The organism is Clostridium mediterraneense (assembly GCF_900091705.1).
Taxonomy (GTDB): domain Bacteria; phylum Bacillota; class Clostridia; order Clostridiales; family Clostridiaceae; genus Sarcina; species Sarcina mediterraneense.
Map to the genome: position 1 here is coordinate 595406 of NZ_LT594785.1, position 16821 is coordinate 612226.

At 28.3% G+C, this 16821-nt stretch carries 13 protein-coding genes, 2 pseudogenes and 1 riboswitch; of the genes and pseudogenes, 14 read left to right on the forward strand and 1 reads right to left on the reverse strand.

Annotated features, from left to right (window positions below; all coding sequences use genetic code 11):
* Window positions 1–154: 154 nt before the first annotated feature.
* From ptb to BN8917_RS04875, 8 genes are all read left to right on the forward strand, one after another.
* The gene (gene ptb, locus BN8917_RS04840) at window positions 155–1060 is read left to right on the forward strand and encodes a phosphate butyryltransferase (RefSeq protein WP_066871402.1); all 906 of its coding nucleotides are present in this window, start codon (window positions 155–157) and stop codon (window positions 1058–1060) included.
* Between the two features lie 20 nt (window positions 1061–1080).
* On the forward strand, window positions 1081–2151 hold the full coding sequence (gene buk, locus BN8917_RS04845; protein WP_066871406.1) for a butyrate kinase: 1071 nt from the start codon (window positions 1081–1083) through the stop codon (window positions 2149–2151).
* Between the two features lie 128 nt (window positions 2152–2279).
* Window positions 2280–4016: a ferredoxin hydrogenase gene (locus BN8917_RS04850; protein WP_066871409.1), complete on the forward strand. Its 1737-nt coding sequence runs from the start codon at window positions 2280–2282 to the stop codon at window positions 4014–4016.
* A gap of 15 nt (window positions 4017–4031) precedes the next feature.
* Window positions 4032–4328: a hypothetical protein gene (locus tag BN8917_RS04855; protein WP_066871412.1), complete on the forward strand. Its 297-nt coding sequence runs from the start codon at window positions 4032–4034 to the stop codon at window positions 4326–4328.
* 194 nt (window positions 4329–4522) lie between these two features.
* Window positions 4523–6001 carry a 4-alpha-glucanotransferase gene (malQ, locus tag BN8917_RS04860; RefSeq protein WP_066871415.1) on the forward strand — a complete coding sequence of 493 codons (1479 nt, stop codon included), beginning with the start codon at window positions 4523–4525 and terminating at the stop codon, window positions 5999–6001.
* Between the two features lie 70 nt (window positions 6002–6071).
* On the forward strand, window positions 6072–6752 hold the full coding sequence (locus BN8917_RS04865; RefSeq protein WP_066871418.1) for an AIM24 family protein: 681 nt from the start codon (window positions 6072–6074) through the stop codon (window positions 6750–6752).
* 98 nt (window positions 6753–6850) lie between these two features.
* On the forward strand, window positions 6851–7153 hold the full coding sequence (locus tag BN8917_RS04870) for a YerC/YecD family TrpR-related protein (protein WP_066871421.1): 303 nt from the start codon (window positions 6851–6853) through the stop codon (window positions 7151–7153).
* A 135-nt stretch (window positions 7154–7288) separates the two neighbouring features.
* The gene (locus BN8917_RS04875; RefSeq protein WP_407641389.1) at window positions 7289–7984 is read left to right on the forward strand and encodes a response regulator; all 696 of its coding nucleotides are present in this window, start codon (window positions 7289–7291) and stop codon (window positions 7982–7984) included.
* 82 nt (window positions 7985–8066) lie between these two features.
* Here BN8917_RS04875 and BN8917_RS04880 read toward each other — a convergent pair whose 3' ends face one another.
* The gene (locus tag BN8917_RS04880) at window positions 8067–9377 is read right to left on the reverse strand and encodes a DUF349 domain-containing protein (RefSeq protein WP_066871427.1); all 1311 of its coding nucleotides are present in this window, start codon (window positions 9375–9377) and stop codon (window positions 8067–8069) included.
* Between the two features lie 335 nt (window positions 9378–9712).
* Between BN8917_RS04880 and glmM the strand changes: the two genes are divergently transcribed.
* From glmM to BN8917_RS04905, 6 genes and pseudogenes are all read left to right on the forward strand, one after another.
* Window positions 9713–11059 carry a phosphoglucosamine mutase gene (gene glmM, locus BN8917_RS04885; protein ID WP_066871430.1) on the forward strand — a complete coding sequence of 449 codons (1347 nt, stop codon included), beginning with the start codon at window positions 9713–9715 and terminating at the stop codon, window positions 11057–11059.
* Window positions 11060–11388: 329 nt separating this feature from the next.
* Window positions 11389–11922, forward strand: a pseudogene (locus BN8917_RS14600) (NADH peroxidase); the annotation flags it as partial.
* A 57-nt stretch (window positions 11923–11979) separates the two neighbouring features.
* A pseudogene (locus tag BN8917_RS14815) lies at window positions 11980–12696 on the forward strand (FAD-binding oxidoreductase); the annotation flags it as partial.
* A 229-nt stretch (window positions 12697–12925) separates the two neighbouring features.
* The gene (locus BN8917_RS04895) at window positions 12926–14608 is read left to right on the forward strand and encodes a putative bifunctional diguanylate cyclase/phosphodiesterase (RefSeq protein ID WP_066871433.1); all 1683 of its coding nucleotides are present in this window, start codon (window positions 12926–12928) and stop codon (window positions 14606–14608) included.
* A 17-nt stretch (window positions 14609–14625) separates the two neighbouring features.
* Entirely contained in the window at window positions 14626–15189 is a 564-nt protein-coding gene (locus BN8917_RS04900; protein ID WP_066871436.1) for a 5-formyltetrahydrofolate cyclo-ligase, read from the forward strand.
* Window positions 15190–15270: 81 nt separating this feature from the next.
* Window positions 15271–15405, forward strand: a riboswitch (SAM riboswitch).
* Window positions 15406–15536: 131 nt separating this feature from the next.
* Window positions 15537–16820 carry an O-acetylhomoserine aminocarboxypropyltransferase/cysteine synthase family protein gene (locus BN8917_RS04905; RefSeq protein ID WP_066871439.1) on the forward strand — a complete coding sequence of 428 codons (1284 nt, stop codon included), beginning with the start codon at window positions 15537–15539 and terminating at the stop codon, window positions 16818–16820.
* Window position 16821: the final 1 nt, after the last annotated feature.

Here is a 16821-nt window from a genome sequence, read left to right on the forward strand (position 1 = left end):
CTTTAAAATAGATTATAAAATTTTATATTCAATAAAATAAATGTTAATATTTGATAAAAAAGGATTAATTTGATAAAATTAAAAAGGGTATAAGAGATAAGTTTACTATGTTTAGTATAGTGATATGAACTTTTTAATTTTGAGGGGTGTAATGATGAGTAAAAATTTTGATGATTTATTTGCAAAGCTAAAGGAAGTAGAAAAGAAAAAACTTTCTGTTGCAGTAGCTCAGGACAAACCAGTATTAGAAGCATTAAAGGAAGCAACAAAAAGAGGAATAGTTGATGCTGTATTAGTTGGGGATGAAGCAGAAATAAAAAATATAGCAGCAGAAATTGACTTAGACTTAGATAATTTTGAAATAGTAAATGAACCGAATACTAAGAAAGCAGCTTTAGAAGCTGTAAGGATTGTTTCATCAGGAAAAGCTGATATGGTCATGAAAGGCCTTGTAGATACAGCTACTTTTTTAAGAAGTGTTTTAAATAAAGAAGTTGGTTTAAGAACAGGAAAGCTTATGTCTCATGTGGCTGTTTTTGATATAGAAGGGTATGAAAGATTATTAATGCTTACAGATGCAGCATTTAACACATATCCAGATTTAAAGGCAAAAGTTCAAATAGTAAATAATTCAGTAAAGGTAGCAAATGCTTGTGGAATTAATAATCCAAAAGTTGCGGCAGTTTGTGCAGTTGAAGTTGTTAATCAAGATATGCAAGCTACTATAGATGCAGCACTTCTTGCTAAGATGAGTGATAGAGGACAAATAAAAAATTGTATTGTTGATGGACCTTTTGCTTTAGATAATGCTATTTCAACAGAAGCAGCAGAACATAAAGGAGTTTCAGGAGAAGTTGCAGGAAAAGCAGATATAGTTCTTTTACCTAATATAGAAACAGCTAATGTTATGTATAAAACTTTAACTATGTTATCAAAGACTAGAAATGGTGGTTTATTAGTTGGAACTTCAGCTCCTGTAATTTTAACATCAAGAGCAGATAGTTTTGAAGTAAAAGTTAATTCAATAGCGCTTGCAGCACTTGTAGCACAGAATTCTTAATTTCAAGGGGGAGAATTTAAATGCCATATAAATTATTAGTTATAAATCCAGGTTCTACATCAACAAAAATTTCAGTATTTGAAGATAAAAAGGAAATATTTGAAGAAACTTTAAGACATCAAACTGAAGAAATACAAAAGTATGATACTATTTCTGATCAATTAGGATTTAGAAAAGATTTAATATTAGATATATTAGCTAAAAAGAATTTTAATATTAAAGATATAAATGTTGCTGTTGGAAGAGGGGGGATGTTAAAACCTATAGAAGGTGGAACATATGAAGTTAATGACAGTATGGTAAATGATTTAAAAGTTGGAGTTCAAGGAGCTCATGCTTCAAATCTTGGAGGTATTCTTGCAAGAGAAATAGCAGACTCAGTAGGGGGGAGAGCTTTTATAGTTGACCCTGTAGTTGTTGATGAGCTTGAAGATGTTGCAAGAATATCTGGATGCCCTGAAATACCTAGAAAGAGTAAGTTTCATGCTTTAAATCAAAAAGCGGTTGCAAAAAGATATGCAAAGGAATTTGGAAAGAAATATGAACATCTAAATCTTATAGTTGTTCATATGGGTGGTGGAGTATCAGTTGGAGCTCATAAATATGGAAGAGTTGTTGATGTAAATAATGCTTTAGATGGTGATGGTCCATTTTCACCAGAAAGAGCAGGAGCAGTTCCAGTTGGTGATTTAATTAAATTATGCTTTAGTGGTAAATATACACAAAATGAAATTTATAGTAAGATTGTTGGAAAAGGTGGATATGTTGCTTATTTAGGTCTTAATGACCAAAGAGAGATTGAAAAGAGAATTACTAATGGTGATAAAGAAGCTAAAGCTACTTATGATGCTTTCATATATCAAATATGCAAATATATAGGAGCACAATCAGTTGTTTTAAAAGGAAAAGTTGATGGAATAATTTTAACTGGTGGAATAGCTTATAGTAAAATGGTTGTTTCTGAAATAAAAGAAAATGTTGGATGGATTGCACCAATAACTGTTTATGGAGGAGAAGATGAAATGCTTGCATTAGCAGAAGGTGCTTTAAGAGTTTTAAATTCAGAAGAAGAGGTAAAATTATATAATTAAATTCAATAAGCTATCTCAAATAAGGGATAGCTTATTATATCTATTTATAGGCTTTATTTATAATTAAAGTAATATATGGTAATATAACATTATTAAGATGAGTAGATTAATATTTGGGGGGGATTTAATTGAATAAAATAACTATTAATGATAAAGTAATAGAATTTGAAGGAGTACAATCTATTTTGAAGTTAGCTAAGGAGAATGGAATAGATATTCCAACTCTTTGTTTTTTAGAAGATTGTAATAATATTGGACAATGTGGAGTCTGCCTAGTTGAAATAGAAGGTCAAGAAAAATTAGCAAGAGCTTGTGCTATTAAAGCTAAAGATGGAATGGTTATAAGAACTAATACAGAAAGAGTTACTAATGAAATAAAATCAACAGTTTCAGCTCTTTTAGACAAACATGAATTTAAGTGTGGCCCTTGTGGAAGAAAAGAAAATTGTGAATTTTTAAAACTTGTGATAAAAACTAAGGCTAGAGCTTCAAAACCTTTTAAAGTAGAAGATAAAAGTGAGTTTGTAGATGAAAGAAGTAAATCTATAGTTTTAGATAGAAGTAAATGTGTTGTATGTGGAAGATGTGTTGCTGCATGTAGAGTTAAAACAAAAACCAATTCAATTAAATTCCATAGAGTTGATGGTGGAAGAATAGTAGGACCAGAAGAACTTAAATGTTTTGATGATACTAATTGTTTATTATGTGGACAATGTGTAATAGCATGTCCTGTTGATGCTCTTAAGGAAAAATCACATATTGATAGAGTTGAAGAAGCTTTAAATGATCCAAATAAGCATGTTATAGTTGCTATGGCTCCATCGGTAAGAACTGCTATGGGTGAACTTTTTAATATGGGATATGGAGTTGATACAACAGGAAAATTATATACAGCACTTAGAGAAATAGGTTTTGATAAAATATTTGATATAAACTTTGGTGCTGATATGACAATAGTAGAAGAGGCTACTGAATTAGCAGCTAGAATAAAGAATAATGGGCCTTTCCCTATGTTTACTTCATGTTGTCCTTCATGGGTTAGACAGGTTGAAAATTATTATCCAGAATTAATTCCTAATTTATCAACAACTAAATCACCACAACAAATATTTGGTACAGCAACAAAAACATATTATCCTGAAATTTCTGGAATAAAAGCTGAAGATATATTTACTGTAACAATAATGCCTTGTACATCTAAAAAGTTTGAAGCTGATAGACCAGATATGCAAACTAATGGAAATAGAGATATAGATGCTGTTATAACAACAAGAGAACTTGCAAAAATGATTAAAGCTAGAAAAATTAAATTTGCAAATCTTGAAAATGGAGTGGCTGACCCTGCTATGGGACTATATTCAGGTGCTGGTGCAATTTTTGGAGCAACAGGTGGAGTTATGGAAGCAAGCCTTAGATCACTTAAAGATTTTATCGAGGGTGAACATCTTACAGATATAGAATATAAAGCAGTTAGAGGCTTAAATGGAATAAAAGAAGCTAAGGTAGAGATTGATGGAAATGAATATAAAGTTGCTGTAGTTAATGGAGCTTCTAATTTATTTGATTTTATGAATTCTGGTAAAGTAAATGAAGGATATCATTTCATAGAAGTTATGGGTTGCCAAGGTGGTTGTGTAAATGGTGGTGGACAACCTCATTTATCAGCAGAACAAAGAAGTAAAATTGATATTAAAACTTTAAGAGCTTCTGTTTTATATAATCAGGATGCTAATACTTTAGAAAAGAGAAAAGCTCATGATAATCCTTCAATAATAGAAATGTATGAAAAGTATATGGGTGAGTTTGGAAAAGGAAAAGCTCATGAATTATTACATCATAGCTATAAAGTAAAACAAAATAATTAATTTAGGGGTGAAATAATGAAAGCTATTTTAGCAGAAGTTTCTTCAAAAAGATATAAGGGACTTGATATTAAGATTAATAATGGAGTAAGAGATTTTACTGTAAGTATTGATAAAGAAAATTTAAAGTATGAAGAGTTTAAAAATATTGATATGCATGTAAATGTCTATGCTTTAGTTAGAAATTGCTGTTCTGGGAAACCAGTATCTATTTTAGAAAGTGGAACAAGTATTGATGATGATAATAGTATAAGAGAACTTATTGATAGTATAGATAATCTTATTGGTGATAAATTAAAAGAAATTCTTATATAAAAAAATTGGCTGCTTTAATAAAAAAGCAGCCTTTTATTATAATTCAGAAAGGAACAACAATAAATAGTTCAAACAATACTTTTATTATGCTCAAAAAATAAAAATGTATGTAATTTATTAATATTAATTAAGTAAATGAGCTAAATTTATTTATTTTTTCATATAATCTAATAAGAATTTTTTTAGGAGAGACAATGGATAGAAGTAGTGGAGTTATAATGCATATTTCATCATTAGCTAGTGATTATGGTATAGGAACTTTTGGGGAAGAGGCTTTTAAGTTTGCAGATTTTCTTAGTGAAGCTGGATTAAAGTTTTGGCAAATACTTCCCTTAGGACAGACTTCTTATGGAGATTCACCATATCAGAGTTTTTCAGCTTTTGCAGGGAATCCATATTTTATAGATTTTAAATTATTAGAAATGGATAATCTTTTAGATGAGAGTGATTATAAAAATTTGGATTATGGAAGTAATGAAGATAAAGTAGATTATGAGAAAATATTTAATACTAGATACAAGGTACTTAGAAAGGCATATGAGAATGCAAAGAATAATATATATTCTAAAATAAAACAATTTAGGGATGAAAATAAAGAGTGGATTGAAGATTATGCTCTTTATATGGCTATTAAACAAAAGTTTAATTTAAGTTCTTGGAAAGAATGGGATAGTGAATATAAGTTTAGAGATAAGGCAAGTATTAAAAAGATAAAACAGGAATTAGATGACGAGATAAATTACTGGTGTTTTATTCAGTATGAGTTTTTTAAACAATGGTATAATTTAAAGTTATATGTTAATGAATTAGGAATAAAGATAATAGGAGATATTCCTATATATATTGCAGATGATAGTGCAGATGCTTGGAGTAAGCCTTATATGTTTAAATATGATAAGGATATGAATCTAGATAAGCAGTCAGGTTGCCCACCAGATGCTTTTTCAGAAGAAGGGCAACTTTGGGGAAATCCTATTTATAATTGGGAATACATGAAAAAAGATAATTATAAGTGGTGGATAAAAAGGATAAAAGAAAGTTCTAAACTTTATGATTTTATTAGAATAGATCATTTTAGAGGATTTGAGTCTTTTTGGGAAGTTGATGGAAAAGCTAAAAATGCAAAAAAAGGTAAGTGGATAAAAGGACCAGGTTTTAATTTATTTAGAGTTATTAAAGAAGAACTTGGAGACGTGAATATAATAGCAGAAGATTTAGGAGTAATAACTGATGAAGTAAGGCAATTAAAAAAAGAAACAGGTTTTATGGGGATGAAAGTTCTAGAATTTGCTTTTGGTGGTGGAAGTAAAAATGAACATTTACCTCATAATTATTGTGAAGATTTATTGGTATATACATCAACACATGATAATAATACTGTAAAAGCTTGGTTTGATAATGAGACTAATGATTATGAGAAAAAATATATTAAAAAATATATTAATCTTAGAGAGGATGAAGATATAAATTGGGGGCTTATAAGAACAGCTTGGGCAAGTACTGGGAAGATAGCTATGGCTCAAATACAAGACTTTTTATTAGTAGGAAGTACTGGAAGAATGAATTTTCCATCTAAGCTAGGCAATAACTGGAGTTGGAGAATTAAAAAGGATGTTTTAGATGAAGAGTTAATATCTAAAATTAAAAGTTTAAATGAGTTATATGAAAGATAAAAAAGGTAAGTATGTAGTATTTATAGAATATAAAATGATGAACTTTCAGAAATAAAAGGTGGGATTTTATATGAAGACTTCATTAAGTCCAAGAAAAGAATTAAATACTTTATTGGAAGTACGAAGTGATTCTTTTTTTAAAATACTTTCTTATGAGAATTTAGGAGAAAATAAAAAATTAAAACAACTTAAGATTAATCTAGATGATTCTATGGTTAAGGTGAGAGAAGATAAATTATTTTATTTAAAAGGGCAGATAAGTAAATATGAAATATATAAAGAAACTAGTTTTGCAAAAAAGATATTTTCATTAACGGAAGATGAAGAGGAAGAAGAGAGCATATATCCTATTTATAGTGGAAGTGGAGAGATTATGCTTGATACATCTTTAAAAGATTTTGTTATTATAGGTCTTGAAGATGATGAGATTATTATAAAAGAGGATAGTTTTTGGGTATGTGAATCTGAGGTAAATATAGATTATGAAGGTGAGGATGAACTTTTACTTTGTGGTAATGGAATTGTAGTTATAGAAGTTCCAGTATCAGAGAAAGAAATCCTAAGGCAAAGATTGAATAAAAATACTATTAAGGTTTTTAAAAATGATATTATCTTTAGAAGAGGTAATTTTAAAGAGATAAATCATAAAGAGTATAAAGTATATGAAGGAACAGGAGAGATATGGCTTACTCCTACAAGAAATATTTGTAGTAATACTAAAAGAAAAAGTGAAATTTTATTTGTAGAATAATAATATGTGAATTTTATCTATTCACTTTATGCATAAAATCCTTTATTATTATAAAGTAGTAAAGGATTTATTAATTCAACTTTTGGAGGTATAACAATATGAGTGAGTTTATATCAAAAATAAAGTCAGATGAACTAGATTATTTATTTAAGGCTATACTTACTTTAAAGAATGAAGAAGAATGTTATAGATTTTTTGAAGATGTTTCAACCATAAATGAATTAAAATCATTAGCTCAAAGATTGCAAGTTGCAAAGATGTTAGATGAAAAAAAGACATACATAGAAATTGCTGAAGTTACAGGGGCATCAACTGCGACAATAAGCAGGGTTAATAGAGCTTTAACATATGGAAGTGATGGTTATAATATAGTTCTAGATAGGTTAAATAAGGCAAATTAGATAATAGGATAGTTTATTTAGTTATTTGTAAGAAAATGTATTAGATTTTATAGTAAAATTTTATATGTACATTAGATAATATATATTAATTTGTGGTAATGAGGATAAAGTGTTAGTAGATCTATTAAAAAAGAGGTGAAAGAATTGAGTATACTTATTATAGATAATGAGGCCGAAGTTGTTGAAGAATTAGAACAAGATTTATTAAAAGAAAACTTTAAAGTTTTTAAAGCGAGTAATGGAACTGATGCTTTAGAAATATTTAATAATAATAAAATATCTTTAATTCTTTTAGATTTAATTTTACCTGATATGAATGGGCAAGAGGTATGTGAAGCAATAAGAGAAAAGTCAGATGTTCCAATAATCGTAGTTAGTTCAAAAAATGATTCTAATGATAGATTAAGAGGATTTGAAATGGGCGCTGATGATTATGTAGCGAAGCCTTTTTATTCTAAAGAAATAGTTGCTAGAGTTAAAGCTGTTTTAAAAAGAACTGAAAGATGTGCCGAAAAAGAAGTTTTAAGTTTTGATAATGAAAAGTTAGTTATAAAAACTAAAAGTCATGAAGTTCTATTAGATGGGGAACTAGTTCCTTTAACAGCAACTGAATATAAAATATTATTAATATTAGCAAAAACTCCTAAGATTGTATATAGTAGAGAACAACTTTTATTAGCAGCTCTTGGGGAAGAAAATGAAAGTTATGATAGAGTTATAGATACTCACGTTAAGAATTTAAGAGGCAAAATAGAAGCTGATAATAAAAAACCTAAGTATATAATTACTGTATATGGAGTAGGATATAGATTTGAAGGGAAAAAAGACTAGAATATCTTGAGTTGTTGTAAGAATTAATAAAACTTTTCTTACAATAAAATAAGGGCTGTTTCAAAAGAGACAGCCCTTATTTTTATTTATCTTTAATTTCATTTATTTGCTTATTAACGTTAAATAATTCATCTTGAACTTCTTTAAGTTTAGCCTTATTATTAGCTATTCTTGTTTTAATATCTTCTATGATATTTTGATAGTTTTCAATAATTTCTTCAGCTTTATCACCAGGTTTTACTGATAAAAGTCTACCTTTGAAATCTTCAAGTCTTTCATTATCATTTGAAATAAATCCTCTAAGCTTTTCTATGAAATCCTTTTTATTTCCAGCAAGCTTGTTTAAGAATTCTAATTGTTTTTCATTCTTTGAAGAATTTATTTTATCGAAGTATTCTTGTCTTAAGGCATAGAATCCGTCACGAACTTCTTTAAATTCATTTATTAAATCTTCATTAACATCTTTTCCACAGAATCCAACTTTGAAGAATTCTTCGCTTATAGCTTTAACTTTTTCTGAAGCTTCTTTCCAACTTTCATTTTCATAAAGAGCCTTAACTTCATTGATTAATTCTTTTCTCTTTTCTATATGAACTAAGTTGTTAGCTTTAACTTCATCAAAGAATTTTTGTCTTTCATTAAAGAAAGCTGTCTTAGCATTCTTGTATGCTTCTGATATTTCATCATTTTCTTCTTTTCCTGAGAATCCGATTTCTTTGAATTCTTCACAAAGAGCATTGAATTTAACAGTTGCATCTTTCCAGTTTTTATTGTTAACAAGTCCAGCAAGTTCTGCAATGATTTGTTTTTTCTTAGCTCTCTTTTCATCAAAGTTTTCTTTAAGATCACTTAATGAGTTCTTTCTTTCTGCTCTTAAGTTATTCTTAAGTTCATTGAATTTCTTAAAGATTGAATCATTTTCTTCTTTACCAACAAATCCAATATTAAAGAATTCATCACTTAAAGCTTTTATAGCCATATCTATATCTCTAAGATTTTCACTTGTATAGTGAAGTTCTGCTAATTTATCTAAAACCTCATGCTTCTTAACAGCATTTTCTTTGAATCTTTCTTCTGACTTTGCATAGAATTCTTTTCTCTTATCGTAGAATAATTGTCTAGCTTCATTTAGTTCATCATTAAGCTTTGGAAGTTCTACTGGATCAGAGCAAGGTATTTCCTTGAAGTTTTCTAATAATTCATAGAATTTAGTACTTGCATCTTTCCAGTTTTCTGATGTTTCTGCAAGAGTAATAATTTCTTTGATTACAGCTCTTCTTTTTTCTACGCTTTCTCTATCGTAATTTTCTAACTCTGCACCAAATGCATAGTCTGTGTTGTTGCTATTATCTTTTATGTATTGTTTAAAAGATTTATTCTTTTTTGTTCCCATTTTGAATCCCCTTTCAAATTACGCTTATAATACTATTCTAATTGTCTATAAATTTTATGTCTACTATAAAGTACTACTAATGCTATTTTATTTTAATAAATCACTAATTTACTTAATATTATGCTTTTAAATTTTAAATATAATATAAATTTGAAAAAAAATATAAAGTTATTTTTAATTTTAGGTTTATAAGCGACTATGCTAGATATTATGACAATTGACAAGAAAACTTCAATAGTTTATATTTAAATGCATAAAATATATTTTAAAATTAGTTAGAAAAATATTACTAAAGAGAATATTAATAAAGTAGATAGAATTTTAGAGGTGGCAAAATGCAAAGATTATTCGGTACAGATGGAGTTAGAGGAATAGCTAACACAGAATTAACAGCAGAATTAGCTTATAATTTAGGTAGAGCAGGTGCATATGTTTTAACACAAGCAGCTCACAAACCTAAAATATTAGTTGCAAAAGACACAAGAATATCAGGAGATATGCTTGAATCAGCTTTAGTAGCAGGAATATTATCAGTTGGAGCAGAAGCTGTTGTTATAGGAGTTATACCAACACCTGCAGTTGCATATTTAACAAAGAAATATGGCGCAGATGCAGGAGTAATGATTTCAGCATCACACAATCCAGTAGAATATAACGGAATTAAATTCTTTAATGCAAATGGATATAAATTATCAGATGAATTAGAAGATAAAATACAAGAAGTAATAGAAAGCGGATTTGAAGGGGTTCCTTCACCAGTTGGAGCTGACCTAGGAAGAGAAACAATAGATGAGAAAGCAGAAGAACATTATATTGAATTCTCAAAGAATGTTGTTAATACATCATTAGAAGGACTTAAAATTGCTTTAGATTGTGCAAATGGAGCAGCATATTCAGTAGCAGAAAAAGCTTTTAAAGAATTAGGAGCAGAAGTTTGTGTAATTAACAATACACCAGATGGAACAAATATAAATGAAAATTGTGGATCAACACATCCAGAAGAACTTATGAAGTTTGTTAAAGAAAATAAATGTAATTTAGGTTTTGCTTTTGATGGAGACGCTGATAGATGTTTAGCAGTAGATGAAAATGGAAAGCTTGTTGATGGAGATTTCTTATTAACAATAACAGCTAAATATTTAAAAGAAAAAGGTCAATTAAAAGATGATACTTTAGTAGTAACAGTAATGAGTAATTTAGGACTTATGCTTGCATGTAAAAAAGAAGGAATAAATGTTGTTACAACTAAGGTTGGAGATAGATATGTTCTTGAAAATATGGTTGAAAATGGATATTCAATTGGTGGAGAACAATCAGGACACATAATCTTATTATCACATAATACTACAGGTGATGGACTTGCAACAGCACTTCAAATTTCAACAATAGTTAAGGAATCAAACAAGAGCTTATCAGAACTTGCAAAAGTTATGAAGGTATTACCACAAGTATTAGTAAATGCTAAGGTTCCTAACTCAATGAAAAACATTCATGAAATAGATGAAGAAATTAAATCAGAAATTAAAAAAATAGAAGAAGCTTTAGAAGGAGCAGGAAGAGTTCTTATAAGACCTTCAGGTACAGAACCACTAGTAAGAGTTATGCTAGAAGGTGAAAACCAAGAAGAAATTGATAAAATGGCAAATAATCTTGCTGCTTTAATAGAAAGTAAAGTTAAATAGCTTTCAAAAAAATAACTACCTTTATAAGGTAGTTATTTTTTTATTAAATTTATAATATTTTTAGATAGCACTTTTTTTAGTTATTTAAAAATGAGATAATAATATTATACAAAATATTGTTTTTAATAATATTTTTTACAAAAAATGATGTTTATTATATATATATTAATTAAATTAAGTAATAATAATTATTTATAAATAATTATTATTACTTTATAATATATTCAAAGAATGATTTTAAATAAAGTTTAGTTAATATTTTTATAGTAGATAAAAGTAATAAATAAAGTTTATTTAATTTTTAGGAATTTGAATTGGAGGAATTTAAAATGAAAAGATATGTTTGTACAGTGTGTGGATATATTGCTGAGGGAGAAATACCAGAAAAGTGCCCAATCTGTGGAGTAGGTCCAGAAAAGTTTGTAGAGCAAGTTCAAGGAATGGCTTATGCAGATGAACATGTAATTGGAGTAGCTAAAGATGTAGATGCAAGAATTGTAGAAGGTTTACAAGCTAATTTTATAGGTGAATGTACAGAAGTAGGAATGTATATTGCAATGTCAAGACAAGCTGATAGGGAAGGATACCCTGAAGTAGCTGAAGCTTATAAGAGAATTGCATTTGAGGAAGCAGAACATGCAGCAAAATTTGCTGAATTATTAGGTGAAGTTGTTGTTGCTGATACAAGAGCTAATCTTGAAGCAAGAGTTGCAGCAGAACATGGTGCATGCGAAGGAAAGAAAGAATTAGCTACACTTGCTAAACAATTAAATCTTGATGCTATACATGATACAGTTCATGAAATGTGTAAAGATGAAGCAAGACATGGAAAAGCTTTTGAAGGATTATTAAATAGATATTTTAATAATGATAAAAATCATGATGAAGATGATTTTGCATATAGAAAATTTGAAGTAGTTAAAAAGCAAAAAGAAAATGACGTTGTAACATCATTTTACTTAAAACCTGTTAATGGATCTAAAGTAAAAACACATAAAGCAGGACAATTTATATCTGTTAAGCCAATAAAGAGTGGGGAAAATGCAGATCAAGTTCGTCAATATAGTTTATCAATGAAACCAGGTGAAGATTTTTATAGAATAAGTGTAAAAAGAGAAGATAAGGGGATTATATCAAGATACTTACATGAAAATGTTAATGCTGGAGATATAATTGATATTACAAATCCACTTGGAGAATTTTATCTAAAAGAAGATAAGAAGAAGCCTTTAGTTTTATTAAGTGGTGGAATAGGAGTTACTCCTGTTATGTCAATGCTTTATAAAGCTTTAGATGAAGGAAGAGAAGTAATATTTGTCCAAGCAGTTTTAAATACTACTGCTCATACATTTAAAGAAGAATTAAGAGAACTTGCTAAAAATAATAGTAATCTTAGAACAGCAGTATTCTACCAAACTCCATTAGAATCAGATAAAATTGGAGTAGATTATGATGTAGAAGGATTTGCTACTAAGGAATGGATACAAGAAAATTTACCAAGTAATGGGGAATTCTATTTCTGTGGACCATTAGGATTTATGAAACATGTATTTGATACTATTAAAGCTATGGGTGTTGAAGATGATTGTATAAATTATGAGATGTTTGGACCATCAGCAGATTTAGCTAATATGTAATATATAAAAAGAGGATGTCTTTTATAGGCATTCTTTTTTTATTTTAAGAGGCTCTTTTATGAAGAGAAGAATCTTTATCTAGTTTAGTAAGTAGAATATAAGATTTTTTATTTTTAATAATTATAATATTTAAAGTATGAATATATAATTTTATTGAAATATACAAAAATGTAATATTCTGTGATAAAATGTTGTGTAAAGGTTAAAATTTTTTAAGGGGCGTAGTTGAATGCAGAATAATAAGGTGAAAAGAAAAAGTAATATTTTAATTGGGGTAATGTTATTTATTATTTTTTTTATGGTTGGTTCATCTATATTAATTAAATATACTTTTTATAAGATAGAAAGAAAAGTAGAAATAAATGAATTATTTAAAGAAAGTAATATTGTAGAAGCTGAGAAGCTTGGTCTTGAAATTAAGGAAGTAGTATCAACAATAATGGTTAAGGTTTTCTTTATATATTGTGTATTAATAATAATAGGATTTATTGTATTGTTTAAATGGCTTAATAAGCAATTTGTATCTAAGATTAAGCAAATAGAAAGTGAACTTATTGAAAATCCCAATACTGAGATTAATGATAAAGAGTGGTTTAACAATCAAGATAATATTGATGAAATGATTAATTCGATACATCAATACAAGGATAGATTAAATTATTATACTAAATATGATAATTTAACAGGACTTATAAATAGAGGAACTTTAATTAAAGAATTAGATAGAGAAATAGAAATAAATAAAGATAAAAAATTAGTATTAGCTTATATAAATTTAGATGGATTTTCTTATTTTAATAATAATTATGGTTATAGTAAAGGTGATGAAATATTAAAGAAGGTAGCTCAGGAGCTTAGTTCTTATGTTACTACAAATAATATAGTAGCAAGAATTGGAGGAGATGAATTTGCTGTTCTACTAAAAGAGGATGATGCAATAGAAGATGTAAATACCTACATTGAGGGCTTACTTGAAAAAATAAACTCTATTAAAAATACAACTAAAGGTGGATTTGTATCTGCAAGTATTGGGGTTTGTGTAAAAGGTAAGAAAGAAAAAAGTGCTTCAGTTATGATAAATAATGCATATCTTGCAATGACTAGGGTAAAAGAGAGACAAAAAAATAGTTATGAGGTTTTTGTAAAGAGTAACAAAAAAGATATAAGTATAGAGATGGTTGAAAAGGCTCTTAAAAGAGGAGAAATACATATTCATTATCAACCTAAGGTTAATTTAAGGACTAATACGATAGATGGGGTTGAAGCTCTTGTTAGGTGGTTTGATAATGAGCATGGATATATATCACCAGGTTCATTTATAAAAATTGCTGAGGATACTGGATATATAATTACTTTAGGTGAATGGATATTAAATAAGGCTGTTAGAGAAATTAAACAGCTTAATGATGAACTTGGGATAAATTTATCAGTAGCTGTGAATGTTTCGCCTATTCAATTTTTACAAAAAAGATTTGTGCAAAAAATTAAATCAGTACTTTCTGAAAATTCAATGCCAGCAAGAAACTTAGAATTAGAGCTTACAGAGGGGATAGGACTTTTTAATTCTAAGGATGTGATTCAGAAGTTTGAAGATATAAGTAATTTAGGAGTTTCTATAGCAATTGATGATTTTGGGACTGGATATAGTTCAATAAAATATCTAAAAGAGTTTAAGATAGATACTATTAAAATAGATAGAAGTTTTATTGTAAGTGGTGAAAAGAATAAAAATTTAGTAAGATATATAATAGATGTTTCTAAGACTTTAGATGTTACAGTAGTAGCAGAGGGAGTTGAAGATTATAAACAAGCAAGAATGCTTAAAGAATTAGATTGTGATTATATTCAAGGATATTTCTTTTATAAACCTATGCCACTTGTAAGACTTAGAGAGCTTTTAAAGAGAAATTAATTCTTAGGAGGCAGATTATGAATAAACAATATTTAAGACAAAGTATTAGTGAAATAAGAAGAAACATGGATAAAGAAGAAAAGTTAAATAAAGATACGGAACTTAGAGAAAAACTTTTTAATACTGACGAATATAAAAATTCTAAAGTTATTTTTGTTTATGTTAGTATGGGAGATGAGATAAATACTATAGAAATAATAAAAAGATTATTTGAAGATAAAAAAGTAGTAGCAGTTCCTAAGGTTTTTAAGAATCCTAAGAGAATGGAAGCTTTAAGAATAGATTCATTTGATGATTTAAATCAAAAAGGGCCTTTTGGAATATTAGAGCCAAGTTTTGAAGCTGAAAATATAAGTGACTTAGTAGATTTAACAATAGTACCAGGACTAGCTTTTGAACTATCAGGTAAAAGGGTAGGATATGGTGGAGGATACTATGATAAATTCTTTAAATCTTATCCAAAATCTAAAAAGGTGGCACTTTGCTATGATTATCAAATAGTAGAAAATACTTATCCACAAGATTATGATCAGGGAGTAGATAAGATAATTAGTAATAATAAAATTATAGATTGTTTATAAAAAATATATTTGGAAAATAATGGTTGCAAATTTAGGTTAGCTATAATATAATGAATTTATAAATAAGAATTTAATAAAGGTCTTTTATCAAGAAAGGTGGAGGGACTGGCCCTATGAAGCCTAGCAACAGCTAACTTTATAAGTTAGAATTGTGCTAAATCCTGCAAGGAAATTTATATAAAGTGTGTAAGCTTTAGATTTCCTGAGAGATAAAAGAGATTGTTTTTATAGAAGTTTTGACTATTTCAATCTCGCTTAGATTGAAATAGTTTTTTTATTTAATTCAATCTAAATTAGTATGTTGCCCTTAGATAATTGGCCACCTAAAAAATAAAGGGGGCTTTTTTATGAGTAAAAATTATAATAGAGGAACAGTTTGTGTACAAGGAGGATATTCTCCAAAAGCAGGAGAACCAAGAGTTCTTCCAATATGTCAAAGTACGACATATAAATATGATGATCCAGATACACTAGCAAATCTTTTTAATTTAAAAGAGGAGGGACATTTATATACTAGAATAAGTAATCCTACTGTATCAGCACTTGAAAATAAGTTTACAGAGCTTGAAGGAGGAGTTGGCGCTGTTGCTGTTTCTTCAGGTCAGTCAGCAATTTTACTTGCAGTACTTAATCTTTGCAAAGCAGGAGATAATATAATTTCTACATCTACTTTATATGGAGGAACATTTAATTTATTTAATATAAATCTTAAGAATTTTGGGATAGAAACAAGATTTGTAAGTCCAGATATATCAAAGAGTGAACTTTTAAAATATGTAGATGAAAATACTAAATTAATTTATGGAGAAACAATAGGTAATCCAGGGCTTAATGTTTTAGACATACCTCATTTTGCTGAAATAGCAAAAGAAGCAGGAGTTCCTTTAGTTGTAGATAATACTATAGCAACACCATATCTTTGTAGACCATTTGAACTTGGAGCAAATATAGTGGTTCATTCAACTTCTAAATATTCAGATGGACATGCTACTGCACTTGGTGGAATTATAGTAGATGGAGGTAATTTTGATTGGGAGAATGGAAGATTTTCAAATTTAGTTGATCCAGATCCTAGTTATCATGGTCTTAGATATGTAGATACATTTAATGAGGCTGCATATATTACAAAACTTAGAGTAACTCTTCTTAGAGATCTTGGTTGTGCACAAAGTCCACAAAATGCTTTTTTAACTAATCTTGGATTAGAAACATTACATCTTAGAATGGAAAGACATAGCTATAATGCTTTAAGTCTTGCTAGATATCTTCAAAACCATGATAAAGTTTCTTGGGTAAGTTATCCTCTTCTTGAAACACAAAGAGATTTTAATAAGGTAAAAGAAATATTACCAAAAGGAGCTTCTGGAATGTTAACTTTTGGAATAAAGGGTGGAGTTGAAGCTGCTAAGAAATTTACTAAAGCATTAAAACTTACAGCACTTGTAGTTCATCTTGGAGATGTAAGAACATCTTTATTACATCCAGCTAGTACAACACATAGTCAATTAAGTGAAGAAGAACAAATTGCAGCAGGAGTTTTACCAGATTTAATAAGAGTTTCAGTAGGCATAGAATGTATAGAAGATATAATAGAAGATTTTAAGCAAGCTTTTGAGAAGTTAGAAGATTAAA

What these genes read in the sequence shown, in the direction of transcription:
- ptb (WP_066871402.1), top strand. Translation starts at nt 155, where the DNA reads ATGAGTAAAAATTTTGATGATTTATTTGCAAAGCTAAAGGAAGTAGAA.
- BN8917_RS04880 (WP_066871427.1), bottom strand. Translation starts at nt 9,377, where the DNA reads ATGGGAACAAAAAAGAATAAATCTTTTAAACAATACATAAAAGATAAT.
- BN8917_RS04855 (WP_066871412.1), top strand. Translation starts at nt 4,032, where the DNA reads ATGAAAGCTATTTTAGCAGAAGTTTCTTCAAAAAGATATAAGGGACTT.
- BN8917_RS04865 (WP_066871418.1), top strand. Translation starts at nt 6,072, where the DNA reads ATGAAGACTTCATTAAGTCCAAGAAAAGAATTAAATACTTTATTGGAA.
- BN8917_RS04895 (WP_066871433.1), top strand. Translation starts at nt 12,926, where the DNA reads ATGCAGAATAATAAGGTGAAAAGAAAAAGTAATATTTTAATTGGGGTA.
- BN8917_RS04870 (WP_066871421.1), top strand. Translation starts at nt 6,851, where the DNA reads ATGAGTGAGTTTATATCAAAAATAAAGTCAGATGAACTAGATTATTTA.
- BN8917_RS04905 (WP_066871439.1), top strand. Translation starts at nt 15,537, where the DNA reads ATGAGTAAAAATTATAATAGAGGAACAGTTTGTGTACAAGGAGGATAT.
- BN8917_RS04900 (WP_066871436.1), top strand. Translation starts at nt 14,626, where the DNA reads ATGAATAAACAATATTTAAGACAAAGTATTAGTGAAATAAGAAGAAAC.
- malQ (WP_066871415.1), top strand. Translation starts at nt 4,523, where the DNA reads ATGGATAGAAGTAGTGGAGTTATAATGCATATTTCATCATTAGCTAGT.
- glmM (WP_066871430.1), top strand. Translation starts at nt 9,713, where the DNA reads ATGCAAAGATTATTCGGTACAGATGGAGTTAGAGGAATAGCTAACACA.
- buk (WP_066871406.1), top strand. Translation starts at nt 1,081, where the DNA reads ATGCCATATAAATTATTAGTTATAAATCCAGGTTCTACATCAACAAAA.